Below are 15,980 nucleotides of genomic sequence, written 5' to 3'. Positions count from 1 at the left end.
CCACTCCAGTTGGGCCCGTCGGCAGCGCCTCTCACGAATCCGCGCTTGACGCGTCAACAAGGGGCAGTTGACGTGTCAATATCAGGTGCTGACACAGGGCTCTCGCTGCGCAACGCGTCTGAAGGATGTGGGTGTACAGAGGCAGCCGCTTGTATGCCGCGGAGCAGTTCGACATTGGCCCGATTTATGTATTGGACGTCGGCCCGAGGAGGGCAGCTCTGTTGGTGTTTCCTAAGAAACGAGAATCCTGTCCCTCCTTGATATCCTGGGTTCCATGCGACAGGTTGATAACAAACAGGAGGGTTTGTGAAGCCACTGGCCAGTGCTTTGTCTGTGCTTGCGGTCGTTCTGCTTTTCTTGAAGGGGTTTGATACAAATGGGGTGACGTCGGCCGCCGAGGCTGCCGAGGCGCCGATGAAGATAAAAACGATTTCAGTGAAAACAGTTTATACGAAAGCAGTTCCAACGAAAACGGCTTCAACAAAAACAGCTTCAAGGACAATGACGACTATAAAGAAAGGGCCAACGGTGACGACAACTGTAACAAAGGCGATTATGAAGGCGCCAGGCGGCGTGACAACGCAAACGAGTTCGGCGACGAAAGTGAAGTAGCGAGCCCCAGGGCGCTAGTTGCTGTGTCAAGAACTAGCGCCAAGTCTCGAGCGCTCGCGACGACGGGATGGAGGTGCGAAGGCTTCAGCTCGGCGGCCTTTCTCAAATATCACCGTCGCACGAGGCGATTCTTCGCCAGGCGCTGCTCGGAGGCGAGGAGCGGCTTTCCTATGGCGACAATGGTAACAACAGGCTGGAGTTGATGCCGTACTCGCGGCCCCCCCCAATTCGCGCATCGCGGAGTTGCTGACACAGGAGTGGAAACGTCGGCAGACTACAGGGCCGCCCGAGTCACGGCGCCCGCCAATCACGGGCCTCGCCAGTATTCAGTCGTTCACGTCACTGCTCGGACGTTTACGGCCAAACTTCTTGTTCGCCAGGACGGCCAACTCGGGGAGCGTCGCGGCTGGATGCGCATTTACCAGCGCCACCATTCGAGGCATCTCCTCGTCGGATGCTTGCATGGGCGCGCCACGCGACTGTGGCTGCGCATCACCTTTCTCGCGCTTCAACCGACAGACTCAACTCATCGAGTCTCACCCGGGTTAGATAGTCATAGGCGTGATTGATGGAAAAGATGGACGCTCTTTCTCGATTGATACGTAAGGCACCATGGCTTGATGGTGCAACATCTTCGAAGCCTTCTGCACCCAACTACGGCTGGGCACTTGTGGGACTCGTGTCGGTCGTCTTGATTCTTCACCTGCTCATCATCGATCAGCCGTCCGCGTCCTATGTCTTCGACGAGGCACACTACGTGCCGGCCGCCAAATGCCTGGTCGACGGGGCAGTATGCAACGAGGAGCATCCACCTCTTGCCAAAGCGCTAATTGCACTCAGCATCCAGATGTTCGGTGACCGCGGATTCGGCTGGCGCCTGCCCTCCGTCCTTTTCGGCAGCTTCACGCTAGCGTTGGTTTACTTGCTCACGCGCCGGTTTACTGACGACAGGGTCGCGCTTCTTGCTGCCTTTCTGCTCGGGTTTGAGAATCTTTGGTTTGTCCACTCGTCAATCGCCATGCTCGACATCCCGGCGTTCTTTTTCGCAGCACTGGGGGTCTACTTATTTACGGGACAAAGGTGGTGGCTCTCCGGACTCGCGCTCGGCATCGGCATGCTAGCCAAGGGTGTCGTAGCGATGGTTTTCATCGCTCTTGTCTTCTATGTTTTGGTCAGTCAGGAGCGATGGCTTTCCAAGGCCGCGCTTAAAGTTACTGCACGGATCGGATTCAGCGTCGGCATTCCTGCGGCACTGAGCTTTCTCGTGGGTCTGGGCATCTATGACGTCGTTTATCAAGCATTCCCGAGTCCGCTACATCACATCGCAAGCATGGCTAACTACCACCAGACCATTGGTTCGCCGGGAATGAGTGACAGTGTTCATCCGCTTCGTTGGTTTTCGGGGTTTCCGAATTCGCCGTATTTCGTCACGTCAACCGGGGCCGAAGACGGCAGTATTCCGCGCTATATTCTACAGTACCTGGATCAGCCAAACCTGGTCATTTTGCTGTTTGCTTGGCTTGCTATCCCACTTGTCTGGTCGGATATTCGGGAGCGGCATCCGCTGGTACTTCTTGCCTCGCTGATGATTGGTGTCCCGTACCTACTATTCATCCTGGTTGCCCAGGTGCGCGTCACCTACCCGTTTTATATGCTTTTGTTTGTTCCCAGCCAATGCATCCTGTCGGCGCTAGCACTTTCGAAGCTGCCATGCAGGGTTATGCTGACATTTTGCACCGGCGTCTTGGTGTGGTTCTTCTATTGGTTTCCACGCAATCCGCTAGCTCCTTGGGAGTAGGGCTCAGCGGCCTCGGCAGCTACAAAAGGTGGCGGGCCACAGCTAAGAGCCTATCGCGGGAGGGAAGAAGTCGGCCTGCTTGTTGCGTTCTGACAACCAGAGGGGAGGCGCATCGGCTTGGTATTGATCTGGACCGAACGAAAGGACTCCCCAGGCTCGGGCCGACACTTTCTGCGGGGCGGCCAACCGCCGCCCAAGGCACGGACCGCAGTAGACGGTGGCGACGGCACTTCGAACGCACTGGAGGCACACGAACGCCCCGCAGCGGTGACAGGTATCGAGGGCTGCCTGCTCCTTATACTGGAAACAGCGGGGGCTGTCTGACCACCTCGGCTGCATTGTCGCCTTGAGGCTGTTTCGTATGCGCAAGTTAGCCATCCCCCCTCGCGTCACGGAGGGGCTGCCGCTCACCATGGGGACAGTAGCGAGCCCTCCATGGGGCGTCGAGGAACGGCTGGCCACCCGGGCCTCACCCCTGGGTGGTATGGACCAAGAGGCTTGGCTCTGCCGTCGAACTCGCTGCACTCCTCCTGCCCTGGTGTCTACCTGGGGAACATGCTGGTGCAGCAGTTGGGCGGGATGTGGGTGCTGCGGGCGAAGATGGAGGAGTCTCAGGTGCGGGTGGGCAAGCGCGTCTGGCTGCCCTTCCTCCGCGCCCGCCGGTACATGCAGTCTCGTCAGTCGCTGCTGGACTACTCGCTCACGCAGTTCTTCCATGAGGTGTCGCGGTACCGGCCCTGACGGCGTCGGCTGGGTGGCTGTGGGGATTGAGGTAGATGCAGGAGGAGCAAGGACGCGTGCCGGAGGGCGCGCCTGGCTGCTCCTGCCGCACCCGCTGGTACACGCCATCCCGCGGCCGCTGCTGGACCATGCACCCACCCAGCATTCCTTTGGGGAAGCGGCTCCTGGGAGACGCGGTGGGTGCCTCGGTGTGAATGACTGTCGTTTCTTGCGTGGGGTGGTGTGTGAAACATCCAGGCCTGATGGGATTTGTTGGCACGGTCGCTGCTGTCTTCGGGGCTGTCGGGTACGCGTGGAAGCCCGAAGGGCGGGCGATGGAGTGGGGCCAGATTTCGTTGCTTCTCCTAATCCTCGTCGTCGCCGGTCGCTACAGGAGGTGGCGATTCAGGAAGTGGGAGGCGCTCTTTGTGTGTGGGACCGAGTTGCTTGATGCTGGAGACCCAGGGGCTGCCCAACGCGTGTTCGAAGATGCAGATGGCTATGCCCTGCGCCCTCCGGAGCGCGTTCTGACTCGCTATCACCTTGGATGCTGTGAGTGGTTCCAGGGACACGTGGACGCCGCACGCTCGACCTTCCTGTCGCTCTCGCGCGGGTGGCGTACCAAGGAAGTGCCCGACGTGTTCGTCGCCGCTCCCGACATGCTGGCGGCGTGTCTGGCCGTCCAGGGAGACCTGGTCGATGCGCGGCGTTGGTTGGAAGAAGCCCATCGCCGCCGCAGCCCAGGCGTCGCGAACCTTTCGGTGGGGGAGATATTTATTCTGTGCCGAGAGGAACGCTACGGCGCGACGTTGCGGTTGCTCGACGACCGCCGGGAGGCGATTGAAAAGTCCGTCGTGCTCATCCGCAAGCTGCTCGGAGTGGTTCGGGCATTCTCCTGGGATGCGCTCGCCACGGAGACGGGCGGCACCCCGGGCGAGGAACTGAAGGGCTTGGAGTCAATTCGGCCTGGAGAGTTCGACTACCTTGGCGCCCAGTGGCCTCGAATGGAGACTTTCCTGCGTGCTAGCGGCCTGAGCGAGAAGGAGGCCGCGTGACGTTTCCATGTGGCCTACCAGCACTCGGCCCATCAGGATGCCGCGGAAGTCACTCGCGCGGACTACTTGGCACCATACTCGTACATCGCTTTAACCTCAAAGTTCTCGGCCTCGAGGATATCGGCAACCAACTTCACAGCGGCATCTAGCGTTTCGGTCGACTGAGGCTCCGAGAACCTCAGGACCCCGACAGTAGGCCAAGAGTAGCTGTTCCCGTTAGGCGTAGGCACGGTGACCTGTGTCAGTTCGGCCTTCACAACCTGGGTCCCCGGGAGTTGCGAACTTGCCTTCTTCAGGATGGCCGCCATTTCAGGGGCACCGATTTCGGGGCCGGGGCTATTGGCGCCAGCAATGAGGACCGTGATCATCTGCTGCTCCCGCGCGCGGACAATGCAACGAGCAGTAGTTTGGGACATGGTTATCTCTCGAAGAGGGGCCGACATACGAGGTAGCCGACCTTTGGTGGTATTCTTTGAGTAATGCCCCTGCGGGCGACCCCGCTCATCTGGCATACGGCGACGAAGAGCGGACTGAAGGGCAACCGTTCGGATGCCGAGGACATGGTGTTGGCGCGTCTGCGAGAGGTGCTGCCTGCGCACGTGTCGAAAGTGGCAGACCGAGGCTTCGGCGACGTCGCACTGTATGCACAGTTCACCGAGTGGAACTGGGACTTCGTCATTCGGTTCCAAGGCGTCATCCAAGTGGAGTGCGAGGACGGTGAGGCGCGCAAGGCCAAGGACTGGCTTCAAGTGCAGGTACGTGCGCGGAAGCTGAATCGCGCCCGCGTCACCGACACCCGGTACCTTCTGCCGGCGGTCGTCGCCGTGAAGCAGAAGGGAATGAAGGACGCATGGTTCCTCGCTTCGTCCATGGGAGACGCTTCGGCGACGGGCATCATCAAACTGTACGGACGCCGCTTCACCATTGAAGAGGCCTTCCGAGACCAGAAGGACTGGTGGATGGGCATGGGCCTCGGCCATGTACGCATTGGTGACTGCGACCGACGCGACCGGATGCTGCTCATCAGCGCCATGGCGGTGGTGCTCCTGACCCTGCTCGGCGCCGCCTCCGAGGCGCCAGGACTCGACCGCGACCTCAAGGTCAACACCGTCAAGCATCGGAGCCACTCTCTCTTCAACCAGGGCGTGTGCTACTTACAGAGCTCTGCCGAACATGCGCGAGGCAAAGGCTCAACTCCTTATCGAAAAATTCAATGAGCTGATGCGTGCCGTCCCCTTCTTTCTGGAGGTGTACGGGCTTGTCCGACGCGAGAAACGAGGGGACTGCTCAGCATCGCTGCAGCATACCAGCGCCGCAGCGTCGCCTCCCAGACCATAAGCGAGGGCGCCTACCTGTTCACCTGACGCTTGGCATCGCGCGGGTCGGCTTCAGGCTCGGGCTCCACGCGACGTCCCGAACGTGCGCGCCCCACGCGCTTGCGATTCCTACGCTCGCGGGGGGGCCGATGACATAATGCGCCCATGCCCCCGATCTTCCTGACCGTTGGGGAGGCGCTGGACCGCCTCGCCGGGCTCAACCTCCCCCGCCCCGCCCGCGCTGCGCTGAAGGGCGCGCCGCTGGGTCGCACGGACCCGGCCCTCTGGGTCGCGAAGCCATCGCGCGTGACCTGCCCGTCACCCGGGCCGGCGCTCGTCGTCGTCTCGGGCACGGTCACGACCACGCGCGCGGTCGTCCTCCGGACGCGGGACATCTTCGGCTTCGACGCGGCGCGCGACGGGATCGTCTACGTCTTCCTCGGGCCCGTCCGCGCGCGCGACGTGTGCGTCGTGCCGGACACGCTCGCGATCTTCGCGGGCGGCCTGCGCGCCGACCGCGTCGCGTGCTTCGACGCGCCGGACGCGCACACGTTCGTGGCCAAGAGCCTCGCGGCGCCGTACGTCGTGTCGCGCACCTCGGGCGGCGGCGTGGACGTCGAGAGCGGCGCGAAGGTTCGGATCGGCGCGTGCGCCGGGAAGGTGGCGGGCTTGCCGCGGGACGTGAAGCCGAAGAAGCACGCCTCGCTTGGAGCGATGCTCCCGTTTCTCGGGGACGACGAGCGCGAAGACCCCTGGGAGCGGGTCGTCGACTTCGCCGCGTCAGGCCGCGCCTTCCCGAAGACGAATGCCGCGATGGCGAAGAAGAAGACGAAGACGAGCGACGTCCGTGGCAAGACGTTCTTCTTCACCGGGCGGCTAGCGTCGCGGTACGCGACGATGAAGGACGCTCAGCGGATCGTCGAGATCCAGGGTGGCACCCTTGCGACGAAGGTGTCGAAGGACGTCGACTTCCTCGTCGTGGGCGACAACCGCTCGCCTCTGCTCGGGCAAGGCCCGAAGTCGAAACCGCTCCTCGAGGCCGAGGCCCTAAACGCCCGCGGCGCGCAGATTGTGATCGTCCGCGAAGACGTGTTCTGGGACATGAAGAAGACCTGAGCGGCGGCATATTGGCCGGAAATGGGCCTTGCTACGCGGACCGCGCGCCCTGGCTGCATGCGGTTGGCTTTGGGGGGCTCTTCTGCGTCGAGGTCGGAGGCCAAGGAGATCGATCACTTGACCCTCTTGAGCCTTGGCTTGGGCGCGGGCAGAGGGGCAGGGATCCTGCCGTCCTGATAGCGTGACGCGTGGTTGCGCTCCCTGTCCCGCTCGAGGTGAAACGCCCAGTAGGCGTCGAAGTCTTTCGCTGCGCGGATGGCGCGCAGTCGGAGTCGATTGAAAAGTCCGGCGTCCTTGTCCGCAATCAGCTCCGAGTGATTCGGGCTTTCTCCTGGGGCGCGCTCGCCATGGAGGGGGGCGGCACCCCGGACGAGGAGCTGAAGGGGTTGGAGTCAGTCCGGCCTGGAGAGTTCGACTACCTTGGCGCCCAGTGGCCTCGAATGGAGGACTTCCTCCGTGCTCGCGGCCTGAGCGAGAAGGAGGCCGCGTGACGTCGTGCTGTGGCCTACCAGCGGAGGCGCACGAACAACGTCAGCGCGAGTGAAACGGGAAGCCCCAGGGCGCCAAGGAGGACAGCAGTCAGGGCGTGGATGCGCTCAATCGCTGGCGCGTACCCAGCCTTGATTGCGCGTAGGTGTTTCCAGCCGAGCGAGACGCCTGCGAGTGCGCACGGGAGCAGGAAGAGTCCGATGCAAGAGAGGGCAAGGACTCCCCAGGCCAGGGCCGAGACCCTCTGCGGGACGGCCAACTTCCGCTCGAGGCACGGGCCGCAGTAGACGGTGGCGACGGCACTTCGAACGCACCGGAGGCACACGAACACCCCACAGCGGTGACAGGTGTCGATGGCTGCCTGTTCCTCGTGCTGATGACAGCGGGGACTGCCAGACCACCTCGGCTGCATTGTCACCTCGCGAGTGTGGGCCTGCGCGCACCACTCAGCGGAATGTTGTGAACGGCGGGACGCCTGGGGAACCCGGACGGGAGCTGGGTCTGTGGAGCCTAGAGTGCATCTCACAACCTTGGGTTAGCAATTCGTCGAAGAAGAAGGACCATGCAGCCGAGATGAACGAAGCCGAGGAAGTTCTAGGCCTTGCGGTCCCAGCGTGTGGCGATGCGCCGCCAGCGTTTGAGCCATGCGAAGAGGCGCTCAACCTTCCAACGACGCCTGAAGCGTCGGAGCTTCCGCCCGTCCTGATGGCGTCGACTGCCCTTCTTCTTGGGGGCGATGAGGTCAATCCCTCGCTGCTCCTTCAGTCATTTCTGGAGCGGTGCACCATCCCAAGCTTTGTCGGCAATGAGCCTGGGAGGAAGTCTCTCCACGAAAGCAGCATCGAGAGTTCGCTCGGTGAGCACATTGTCGAATCGGTTTCCAGGGGCAATATGGACAGCGAGCGGAAGACCATGGCTGTCTGCAATCGCCATGAGTTTCGTGGCCTTCCCCGCTCGGCACTGCCCACTGCAGGCCCCCTTTTTTGGCCGGAACACAGGTGCCGTCGATGAAGGCTGCCACGTCTTTGATTCCCCCGCGCCCTTCCAAGTCAGTCCTCAGAGCCGCCAGAATGCGCGGGAGAACTTCGGTCTCTATCCAGCGCTGAAACCGTCGGTGACACGTCTGATAGGGAGGGAATCGGCGAGGCATGTCGGCCCAGGGCGCTCCAGTTCGAAGGATCCAGAGGACTCCGTCCAGGACCTCCCGGGGCGGAACCCAAGGACGGCCTCCCTTCGCTCCAGGCGCAAGTCGCTCCTCCTCCGGGATGCAGGGCGCCACCGCTACCCACTGCTCATCTGTCAGCTGCATCCCGACTGTTGCTCAAACTCCTCCGTCCCAGTCGATTCCCTCCGGAAAAGAGCCCTCATTTCGAGAGCTTACGAAACGACCGATTGTGAGATGCGCTCTAGGAGGCGGGGAAGGGCTAGACTGCGGTGCTCAAGGCCGTCCGGACTACTGCGCGGTGCAGAGGCGCCGTCCTTCGCGCTTGGAAGGACGGCGAATGGTGGATCGAGCTGGTCCGTGGCCGAGACCGGCGGACGCGTCTGGGCAGCACATTGTCGGCAAGGATCAGCTGTCCATCGGAGGGGTGCAGCAGGGTCTCATTGGGAGGCAGTCCAACCTGATTGGCGCGATCTTCGCGCGCTTGCGCCGCCGATGCGCTCGTCCTCCTTTTATGGACCGGAAGGCGGTAGTGGCTTCATATGCCAGCTATTCCGCGCCTTTCTCCACTACGTTCCAGTTGTTGCAGTGCAGTAGCAGCACGCTACGGGCGAAAGCCTTCCGAACGATGCGCATGTTTCCGTGTTCTGGTGAGCGTAAACATGCGCCTCTTGTGGTGCCTTCTCCGTGTTCCGTAGACTGCCGCGCATGACCTACATTTCATCCGGGCAGCTCCGCGCCGACCTCGAGCAGCTCATGGGAGTGGCACTTGTTCGTGAACCAGACGCGGACGAAGAGGACGAGTACGAGAGCTCGGAGGACGACGAAGCAGAGGAGGATGACGATGCGTTCACGCTCGACGGCTTCACGCCGGAGCTTCGCGCAGAGCTGGAAGCGCTGATCGACCTGGCCGAGAACTGGTCCCCGCCCCAGCTCTGTGTGCTGAAATGGGGCGATTTCTGTCCGAGCCCTTGGCAGAACGGCGCGGATCGCGACGAGGTACTGGAGGAGTGGTTCGACGGCGACGAGGCTGCGACCGACTTCGTCATGCGCGCAGTGAGCGTCGTCCACGGCGGCGGCGGGTTCTACGTCCTGGTGAACGAGGATGGGCGCATGGGCATCTTGTGCGAGGATCCGCACTCTTTCGATCGGCTCGACTGCACGCTCCCGCAGTTCCTGAAGACGCTCGTGTCCGCACATCACATGGTCAGCACGCGGGGGCTGGAGGCCGCGGAAGCTGAGCTAATCAAGGTCGTCGGAACCCACGCCGCCCTTCTGCTGACTTTCGCGGGCCGGTTGGCGCCGAAGGGCTGATGTGGGCGTGATCCGCATGGAGGAGTAGGGCGGGGTGCCACCCACGGGACGAGGTGCCGAGCTCTTCTCAGCCCGTCCCGTCAAGCGCTGCTGGACTACTCGCTCACGCAGTTCTTCCATGAGGTGGAGCGTACCGGCCCTGACTGCAACTGGAGTTGCTGACCGCGCGCGTCAGTGTGTGGGCTGTCGCGCAGCTCGCGGACTGGGGCGGGCACGGGCGTAGTTGGCTACCATCTGCCGAGTTGTGCCCGTGAGAGGTCAGGTTCTCCTCTCCCACTGCTTTCGCTTCTCCACCAGGAAATCAATCAACGCCTGTGTCTTCTTCGGCATCTGCTTGCGTGAAGGAATGTAGAGATAGAACCCCGGAAACGGTGGGCACCAGGGTTTCAGAACGCGCACCAGACTGCCGTCGTCGAGGTGCTTCCGCACGACGATGTCGATGTGCTGAATCAGGCCGACCCCCTGCAGCGCGGCGCGCAGCATACTGTCGTCGTCGTTGGTGATGAGGTTGCCCTTCGTTTCCATCGAGAAGTCGTGGCCGTCGGGTGACGTGAATTCCCATTTGTAGAGCGCGCCGCTGCCTGTGTGGCGGAAGTTGAGGCAGTTGTGATGGACGAGGTCGGCTGGCGTCTTCGGCGGACTCCGACGCGCGAAGTACGCCGGTGTGCCGACGACGGCCATCGATAGCATGGGCGTGATGGGCACCGCGACCATGTGCTCGGCGAGGTGCTGCCCGAGGCGGATGCCGACGTCGCAGCCGCTGGCGGTGATGTTGGACAGGCCGTCGTCCATCACCAGCTCGAGCGAAAGCTTCGGGTAGCGCGCGAGGAATTCACCGAAGTAGGGGTCGACCAACGCCTTGGCTGCCAGGCGCGCGGTGTTGACCTTCAGCAGGCCGGATGCCTCCCCAGCCGCCTCCCCGAGACTGCGAACGGCGCTTTCGATGGCGCCAAGCGACGGCTGCAGTGCGTCGAACAGGTGCTGCCCGTCCTCGGTCAGTGACATGTCGCGCGTCGTGCGGTTGAGCAGGCGAACGCCGAGCTGCTTCTCCAGTGCCTTGAGGTTCTGGGATAGCGCCGCACGGGACACCCCCATCTTGGCTGCGGCCTTGGTGAAGCTACGGTGGGAGGCGACGTGGGCGAACCACGCGAGGGACGGCAGCAGAGACGGTTCCATCAGGGGATTGTAAATCTGGACTTACATCTGTGCTCAGAATTGTGCTCTTGAAGGTGCCCAGTCGTGGGCGCATCTTCCTTTCACCGACTGACGGTAATGGCGGCGGGCATGCGGAGACGCCGCACGCCCGGCTGCCAGGGAGACTCGCCATGGATACCGTGAAGATTCGCAACAAGGACATGTACTGGGACATCGCCGCCGACTTGCATTTCCCTCCTGGATTCGATTCCAAGAAGAAGTATCCGGCCATCATCAGCGCCCACCCGATTGGCAGCTGCAAGGACCAGACCTCGGGCAACGTCTATGGCGTGGCTCTGGCCAAGGAAGGCTTCGTCGTCATCGCCTTCGACGCGAGCTTCCAGGGCGCTAGTGGCGGCGAGCCGCGTTTCATCGAAGACCCGACGCTGCGCGTCGAGGACTTTCGCCATGTCGCCGACTATCTGGTGACGCTCCCCTACGTCGATGAGGAGCGCATCGGCGTCCTCGGCATCTGCGGCGGTGGCGGCTATTCGATCAACGCCGCGATGACCGAACGCCGCATCAAGGCGGTGGGGACTGTTACCGGCGCAAACTACGGTCGCCTGATGCGCGGCAACTTCACCCAACTGAATCCGATTGCCGCGCTCGAAGCCATGGCCAAACAGCGGACCGCCGAGGCACGTGGCGCACCGCTCCACGTCGACAATCTGCTGGCTAATTCTGTCGAGGACGCACGAGCGGCCGGTGTTACTGATCGCGACCCGTTGGAGGCGACGGACTATTATCGCACGTCCCGTGGCCAGAAGCCGAACGGTCTGAATCGCTCGCTTCTGTCACATCAGGCCGCTGCGGTCGGCTGGGACGCCTTCCATCTGGCGGAAGTGCTGCTGACCCAGCCTCTCTGCGTGGTCGTCGGCGATCAGGTCGGCGCCTTCGGCGCCTATCGTGACGGCTGCGAGATTATCGAACGCGCGGCATCGAAGAAGAAGGAACTGGTCGTCGTCGAAGGCGCGTCGCACTACGACCTCTACGACAAGCCCGAGCCGGTCCGCCAGGCACTCGCCAAGCTGGTCCCCTTCTACAAGGAAAACCTCTAAACCTTGCTCAGAGGCCTCTCGCTAATGAGCTTTAGGGAGTGAGGGTACGGGCGCGACTATTGAGTAAATCATCACCTACGACGCCTACAACAAGGCCAAGGCCTTCCTGACTCAGCCGCTCCGGGTTGTGGCGGGCAGCAAGTGGATGGGCGAAGGCCTGCTCGCGCGCGCCGCCAGCAAGGACAAGGTCATGCACGTCGTGGAAGGCGCCAACCACATGGAGCTGTACGACGTGCCGAAGTTTGTCGATGGGACCACGTCGAAGTTGGCGCCGTTCTTCAAGGAAAAACCCTAAACAGTCAGCAGGAGATGTGATGAAGAACGTTCTGATTCTGGGGGCTGGTGGGCAGATTGCGCGCTGGGTCATCCAGCTCCTCGCCGGCGACAGCAACATCCGCCTCACGCTGTTCCTGCGAAATGCGCGAAGGCTCGCAGGTGAGAATGCGCACGTAGTCGAGGGCGATGTCCTCGACCGCTCGAGCCTCGACGCGGCGATGACCGGGCAGGAAGTCGTCTACGCGAACCTGACCGGCGACGACATCGACGCGCAGGCGCAGAGCGTCATCGCGTCGATGAAGGCGGCAGGCGTGAAGCGCCTCGTGTTCGTGACCTCGCTCGGTATCTACGACGAGGTGCCTGGCGCATTCGGTGAGTGGAACCGGCGGGAGATCGGCGAATATCTTCCACCGTTTCGTCGCGCGGCCGACACAATCGAGGCATCGGGTCTCGCCTACACGATTCTGCGGCCAGCGTGGTTGAGTGATGTCGACGAGGTCGACTATGCAATCACTGCGCGCAATCAACCGTTCGGAGGTACAGAAGTTTCTCGCAAGAGCGTCGCGGCGCTGATTGCGAAAATTATCGCTTCGCCCGGCCTGCACGTTGGTGGCAACCTCGGCGTGCACAAGCCCGGCAGCGATGGCGAGAAGCCCTCATTTCTCTGACCGCATGGAGAACGGTGGCGATCACGAAGTGGGGGCTCCTCGTACTGGCGTTTCTGGTCGTGACGACGGCGTTGGTTCCCGTCGCGGTGACATTCATCGAGAAGCGCCACGCGCGCGAGCTGCAGCGGCTTGTGCCATACGTCGGGCCACTGACGGACGGGCAAGGGGGGACCTCAGTCGTATACTTCTCTCGCTCCGGAAATATTGCGCTCGCGGCGCGCCATATCGCCAACCGGCTTGGCGCGCAGTTGTTCGAACTGGACGCGCCCGACTATCGACTCGGCCTGGCGGGCTGGGCGAATGCGATGCATGACGCGCGTGGAGAGGAGGCGGATATCTCGCCGCGTGAGATGGACTTGTCACGCTTCGATACCGTCTACCTCGGCTCTCCGGTCTGGCTCTACAGCCCCGCGCCACCGATTTGGGCGTTCGTCGAGAACAACCGCTTCGATGGCAAGCGCGTTGTGCTGTTCAATACGTTCAACAGCGAGCTCAGTGAAGACTCCATCGCGAGGTTTCGTGTGAAGGTGATGGCGCGCGCTCGCTTGAGCACCATGCCGCCCGGAGGGGGCGGATGACGCGTCAGCTTGGGCCAGACGAGATGGTCCGCATCATGGATGAGGAGTGGCGACTGGAAAGCCCCTAGCATGTTCGGTCGTCTGCCGACCTGACATGATACCGGCCAAGTATTACCGGTGCGACAGGGCGCGGCCTGGACGAGGTGTTCCTACACGCCACCGACGTTGGGTTGGGTGGGCAAGGCATTCCTCCGAATGCCCACCCGACGAGCAAGCAGGGTGGATGCCACGTCGTCTGGCCCTGCTCGCGGGGCCCCCGCTTGGCGCTCGCCGCCCCCGTGTTCAGGATATTTGAAATGCCATTGATGAAGGAGCGCATTCGAATGTCCGAATCCAAGAGAGACCTGGGTGAGAATGACGCCAGCTTCATCGACATGGTTGGAAATGTCGCGGAGAAGGCAGCGGACTCCCTCGCCCACAAGCTACATCCCCTGGTCGAGCGGTATGCGCAGATGTTCGCGCATGGTGCCCGCACGCCGGTCCTCAAGCGCCCCAGCGACGTGGGGTTGGACTATGAAGATGCGTTCTTCCCATCGCTCGATGGTGTTCCGCTTGAAGCGTGGTTCATTCCCGCGGATTCCGAAAGGCTGTTGATTGTCAACCACCCGATGACATGCAATCGCTATGGCTTCCCAGGACATCTGCCCCCTTGGAACACGATGTTCGGTGGCTTCGAGGTAGACTTCCTGCCAGAGCTGAAGCACCTGCACGATGCTGGCTACAACATCCTGACCTATGATCTCCGCAATCATGGTCTCAGCGGTGCGGCGAACGGGGGCATCAGCGGACTCGGGCTTTTGGAGTGCAGGGATGTTGTGGGTTCTCTCCGTTACGCCAAGAGCCGGAAGGACCTGGCGTCGATGGCGACGGGCCTTTACAGCAGGTGCATGGGAGGCAACTCGACTATCATCGCCATGGCGAAATGGCCGGAAGAGTTCACTCACATTCGAGCGCTGGTCTTACTCAACGTGGTCTCCGGCAAGACCTTCATCGAGCGAGGGGCCGAGAACCTGCGCCTCGACCCCCAGAAGGCAGCCAGAAGGTTGGACGAGCGCGTCCGCGAACTGACGGGTTTCCGTCTGGATGAGGAAACGCCGTTGCCGTACGCGAAGCACGTCAAGGTGCCAACGCTTCAAGCGCAGCTGCGCCGGGACTTCCTTGTCCATGGTGAACGCGATGGTCAGGCGATCTTCGATGCGCTGGGCGCAAAGGAGAAGGAGTTGCTGTGGATAGAAGAATCCAATCAGCGATTCTACGCCTACAACTACTTCGGGCAGCATCCCGGGCGTCTGGTGGGCTGGTTCAACCAGCACATGGGCGACGTGCCACGGACGCGGCGCCCCAAGACTGAGTTGGCCGACCCAGGGCTGGGCGGCGTCCACTAGCAGCACCTGGCGAAGGCGAGGGATGACCTAGTTGGCATCGAGAGCCTCTGCCCGCATCAAGGCATTCGAGCCACGGAACTATTCCGAATGCGTCTGTTCGCGTGTGGCGTTGCTTTCGTCGATGCGCATCCTCTGGCCGTCCTCGCCCAGCCGGAGCCACCACGGCGCGCGGGCAAGGGCAGGGAGGCGGGGCAGAGGGCCGTGCCGAGGACGAGGCCAAGAGCTTCTGAGAGTCGTCTCGGAGAGTCTGCGCCCGCGACAAAATCAGGAGTACCCAGTAAGGGCTGGGGGCGTTTCGCTCTCTCGGTTAACAGAAACGAGGGGCTCGGCTGGCCTCAAAGAGCTCCGGGCCGTCCAAGAGACAGGGAAGTGAAGCAACCCTGGAAGGTACGACATCGAAAGCCCTGGATTGTCAGAATCGGTGGCCCGAAGTGGTTAACAAAACTGTTAACCACTCTCGGCCCCTCTCTCCCCAAAACGGGTGAAAGAGCGGTCCAGAGAGCCCAATCGGCGGCGGAGAAGAGGGGGCATCTCGCTCTGCGGGGTAGAGCGCCGAGAGCGCCCTCTTCAGCACCGCGAGCCAAAATCCCTTGTGATTCAGGGGCTTAAACACGAAGGCCCCGCGATGTCATCGCGAGGCCCTTGTTAAACAAAAAGGGCCCTACCGGTTGGTAGGGCCCTTCGTTCAGCTCCCCGAATGAAGCCCTACGCGAACCCGTTCTCCGCGTTTCTCTGAGAGGACTCAAACTCTCTGAGGGCCAAAAAACCGAGTGATATCCAGCGGTTTCAAAGAAGGGGCTGGGGGCCCCCTTCAATCGGGGACCGATTGAATGTCCGCAAACTACATAGTGGGGGGCCTCCCGTCCATGGTTCTGCTCCTCTCGGCGCCGGCTTCACAAGGAGTGCGTGGTAGCGGCGCGCGTGGGCTCGCGGGCGACGCGCCAAGGTGGGTGAATGTCGCATACTTCGAGGCGCGCGCGCAGGTGCAGCGACGAAGCTCTGCCGAGGCGGCTTCGTGGCCCATGGCGGCCGGCCTGGCCCGCGTCCACGGTCGCCGCAGGTGGCCTTTGGGCCAGCCGCGCCTGACCGCCGGGGCGGCTTGGCTCCGTCCGCTACTGTCGCGTCCACTGCCACCGGACGAAGGGGCTTGGAGTGGGGCGAGGGGCAGGTCTGGTTTCTGCGCGCAGTGCGCAGCAGAACCGGGTGATGGATTGGATGGTGTCGAGTTTCTGCTCGCCG

Annotated in this window: 16 protein-coding genes and 2 pseudogenes; 13 read left to right on the top strand and 5 right to left on the bottom strand. The window is 62.3% G+C overall.

Annotated features, from left to right (window positions below):
* Positions 1-306: 306 nt before the first annotated feature.
* Positions 307-612: a hypothetical protein gene (locus HNV26_RS04595; RefSeq protein ID WP_171442572.1), complete on the top strand. Its 306-nt coding sequence runs from the start codon at positions 307-309 to the stop codon at positions 610-612.
* 326 nt (positions 613-938) lie between these two features.
* Here HNV26_RS04595 and HNV26_RS04590 read toward each other — a convergent pair whose 3' ends face one another.
* The gene (locus HNV26_RS04590; protein ID WP_171442571.1) at positions 939-1,076 is read right to left on the bottom strand and encodes a hypothetical protein; all 138 of its coding nucleotides are present in this window, start codon (positions 1,074-1,076) and stop codon (positions 939-941) included.
* A gap of 104 nt (positions 1,077-1,180) precedes the next feature.
* On the opposite strand from HNV26_RS04590, the gene HNV26_RS04585 reads away from it, so the two are divergent.
* From HNV26_RS04585 to HNV26_RS04575, 3 genes and pseudogenes are all read left to right on the top strand, one after another.
* On the top strand, positions 1,181-2,410 hold the full coding sequence (locus HNV26_RS04585) for a glycosyltransferase family 39 protein (RefSeq protein ID WP_171442570.1): 1,230 nt from the start codon (positions 1,181-1,183) through the stop codon (positions 2,408-2,410).
* Positions 2,411-2,947: 537 nt separating this feature from the next.
* Positions 2,948-3,151, top strand: a pseudogene (locus HNV26_RS04580) (hypothetical protein); the annotation flags it as partial.
* A 458-nt stretch (positions 3,152-3,609) separates the two neighbouring features.
* Positions 3,610-4,185, top strand: a complete 576-nt coding sequence (locus HNV26_RS04575; RefSeq protein WP_253816216.1) for a hypothetical protein — start codon at positions 3,610-3,612, stop codon at positions 4,183-4,185.
* A 62-nt stretch (positions 4,186-4,247) separates the two neighbouring features.
* Here HNV26_RS04575 and HNV26_RS04570 read toward each other — a convergent pair whose 3' ends face one another.
* Complete coding sequence (locus HNV26_RS04570; RefSeq protein ID WP_171442568.1) at positions 4,248-4,553, bottom strand: hypothetical protein; 306 nt, start codon at positions 4,551-4,553, stop codon at positions 4,248-4,250.
* A 111-nt stretch (positions 4,554-4,664) separates the two neighbouring features.
* On the opposite strand from HNV26_RS04570, the gene HNV26_RS04565 reads away from it, so the two are divergent.
* The 3 genes from HNV26_RS04565 (at position 4,665) to HNV26_RS04555 (ending at position 7,108) form a co-directional block, all read left to right on the top strand.
* Positions 4,665-5,402: a transposase gene (locus tag HNV26_RS04565; RefSeq protein ID WP_171442567.1), complete on the top strand. Its 738-nt coding sequence runs from the start codon at positions 4,665-4,667 to the stop codon at positions 5,400-5,402.
* A 264-nt stretch (positions 5,403-5,666) separates the two neighbouring features.
* Complete coding sequence (locus tag HNV26_RS04560) at positions 5,667-6,617, top strand: BRCT domain-containing protein (protein WP_171442566.1); 951 nt, start codon at positions 5,667-5,669, stop codon at positions 6,615-6,617.
* Positions 6,618-6,832: 215 nt separating this feature from the next.
* On the top strand, positions 6,833-7,108 hold the full coding sequence (locus tag HNV26_RS04555; RefSeq protein ID WP_253816215.1) for a hypothetical protein: 276 nt from the start codon (positions 6,833-6,835) through the stop codon (positions 7,106-7,108).
* A gap of 763 nt (positions 7,109-7,871) precedes the next feature.
* On the opposite strand, the gene HNV26_RS39200 is transcribed toward HNV26_RS04555, so the two are convergent.
* Entirely contained in the window at positions 7,872-8,102 is a 231-nt protein-coding gene (locus HNV26_RS39200; protein WP_216611794.1) for a transposase, read from the bottom strand.
* An 85-nt stretch (positions 8,103-8,187) separates the two neighbouring features.
* Positions 8,188-8,415 (bottom strand): annotated as a pseudogene (locus tag HNV26_RS39195) (transposase); the annotation flags it as partial.
* A 561-nt stretch (positions 8,416-8,976) separates the two neighbouring features.
* Here HNV26_RS39195 and HNV26_RS04545 point away from each other — a divergent pair.
* A complete protein-coding gene (locus tag HNV26_RS04545) occupies positions 8,977-9,582 on the top strand; it encodes a hypothetical protein (protein ID WP_171442565.1) in 606 nt (201 codons plus the stop codon).
* A gap of 258 nt (positions 9,583-9,840) precedes the next feature.
* Here the strand turns inward: HNV26_RS04545 and HNV26_RS04540 are convergent, their stop codons facing one another.
* A complete protein-coding gene (locus HNV26_RS04540; protein ID WP_171442564.1) occupies positions 9,841-10,758 on the bottom strand; it encodes a LysR family transcriptional regulator in 918 nt (305 codons plus the stop codon).
* A 149-nt stretch (positions 10,759-10,907) separates the two neighbouring features.
* Between HNV26_RS04540 and HNV26_RS04535 the strand changes: the two genes are divergently transcribed.
* From HNV26_RS04535 to HNV26_RS04515, 5 genes are all read left to right on the top strand, one after another.
* Positions 10,908-11,834, top strand: a complete 927-nt coding sequence (locus HNV26_RS04535) for an alpha/beta hydrolase (protein ID WP_216611793.1) — start codon at positions 10,908-10,910, stop codon at positions 11,832-11,834.
* Between the two features lie 127 nt (positions 11,835-11,961).
* Entirely contained in the window at positions 11,962-12,129 is a 168-nt protein-coding gene (locus HNV26_RS04530; protein ID WP_216611792.1) for a hypothetical protein, read from the top strand.
* A 19-nt stretch (positions 12,130-12,148) separates the two neighbouring features.
* Positions 12,149-12,778 carry an SDR family oxidoreductase gene (locus HNV26_RS04525; protein WP_171442563.1) on the top strand — a complete coding sequence of 210 codons (630 nt, stop codon included), beginning with the start codon at positions 12,149-12,151 and terminating at the stop codon, positions 12,776-12,778.
* 14 nt (positions 12,779-12,792) lie between these two features.
* A complete protein-coding gene (locus tag HNV26_RS04520) occupies positions 12,793-13,356 on the top strand; it encodes a flavodoxin family protein (RefSeq protein ID WP_216611791.1) in 564 nt (187 codons plus the stop codon).
* Between the two features lie 323 nt (positions 13,357-13,679).
* On the top strand, positions 13,680-14,741 hold the full coding sequence (locus tag HNV26_RS04515; RefSeq protein ID WP_216611790.1) for an alpha/beta hydrolase family protein: 1,062 nt from the start codon (positions 13,680-13,682) through the stop codon (positions 14,739-14,741).
* The last annotated feature ends 1,239 nt before the right edge of the window (positions 14,742-15,980 follow it).

The sequence above is a fragment of the Myxococcus xanthus genome (genome assembly GCF_013116825.1).
Lineage (GTDB): Bacteria > Myxococcota > Myxococcia > Myxococcales > Myxococcaceae > Myxococcus > Myxococcus xanthus_B.
This window is presented reverse-complemented; position numbering and strand designations above follow the sequence as displayed.

Bases quoted from the DNA above. Each gene is read 5' to 3' on its own strand.
- HNV26_RS04590 (WP_171442571.1), bottom strand. From the start codon at position 1,076: ATGCAAGCATCCGACGAGGAGATGCCTCGAATGGTGGCGCTGGTAAAT.
- HNV26_RS04585 (WP_171442570.1), top strand. From the start codon at position 1,181: ATGGAAAAGATGGACGCTCTTTCTCGATTGATACGTAAGGCACCATGG.
- HNV26_RS04570 (WP_171442568.1), bottom strand. From the start codon at position 4,553: ATGATCACGGTCCTCATTGCTGGCGCCAATAGCCCCGGCCCCGAAATC.
- HNV26_RS04565 (WP_171442567.1), top strand. From the start codon at position 4,665: ATGCCCCTGCGGGCGACCCCGCTCATCTGGCATACGGCGACGAAGAGC.
- HNV26_RS04560 (WP_171442566.1), top strand. From the start codon at position 5,667: ATGCCCCCGATCTTCCTGACCGTTGGGGAGGCGCTGGACCGCCTCGCC.
- HNV26_RS04545 (WP_171442565.1), top strand. From the start codon at position 8,977: ATGACCTACATTTCATCCGGGCAGCTCCGCGCCGACCTCGAGCAGCTC.
- HNV26_RS04540 (WP_171442564.1), bottom strand. From the start codon at position 10,758: ATGGAACCGTCTCTGCTGCCGTCCCTCGCGTGGTTCGCCCACGTCGCC.
- HNV26_RS04535 (WP_216611793.1), top strand. From the start codon at position 10,908: ATGGATACCGTGAAGATTCGCAACAAGGACATGTACTGGGACATCGCC.
- HNV26_RS04525 (WP_171442563.1), top strand. From the start codon at position 12,149: ATGAAGAACGTTCTGATTCTGGGGGCTGGTGGGCAGATTGCGCGCTGG.
- HNV26_RS04515 (WP_216611790.1), top strand. From the start codon at position 13,680: ATGTCCGAATCCAAGAGAGACCTGGGTGAGAATGACGCCAGCTTCATC.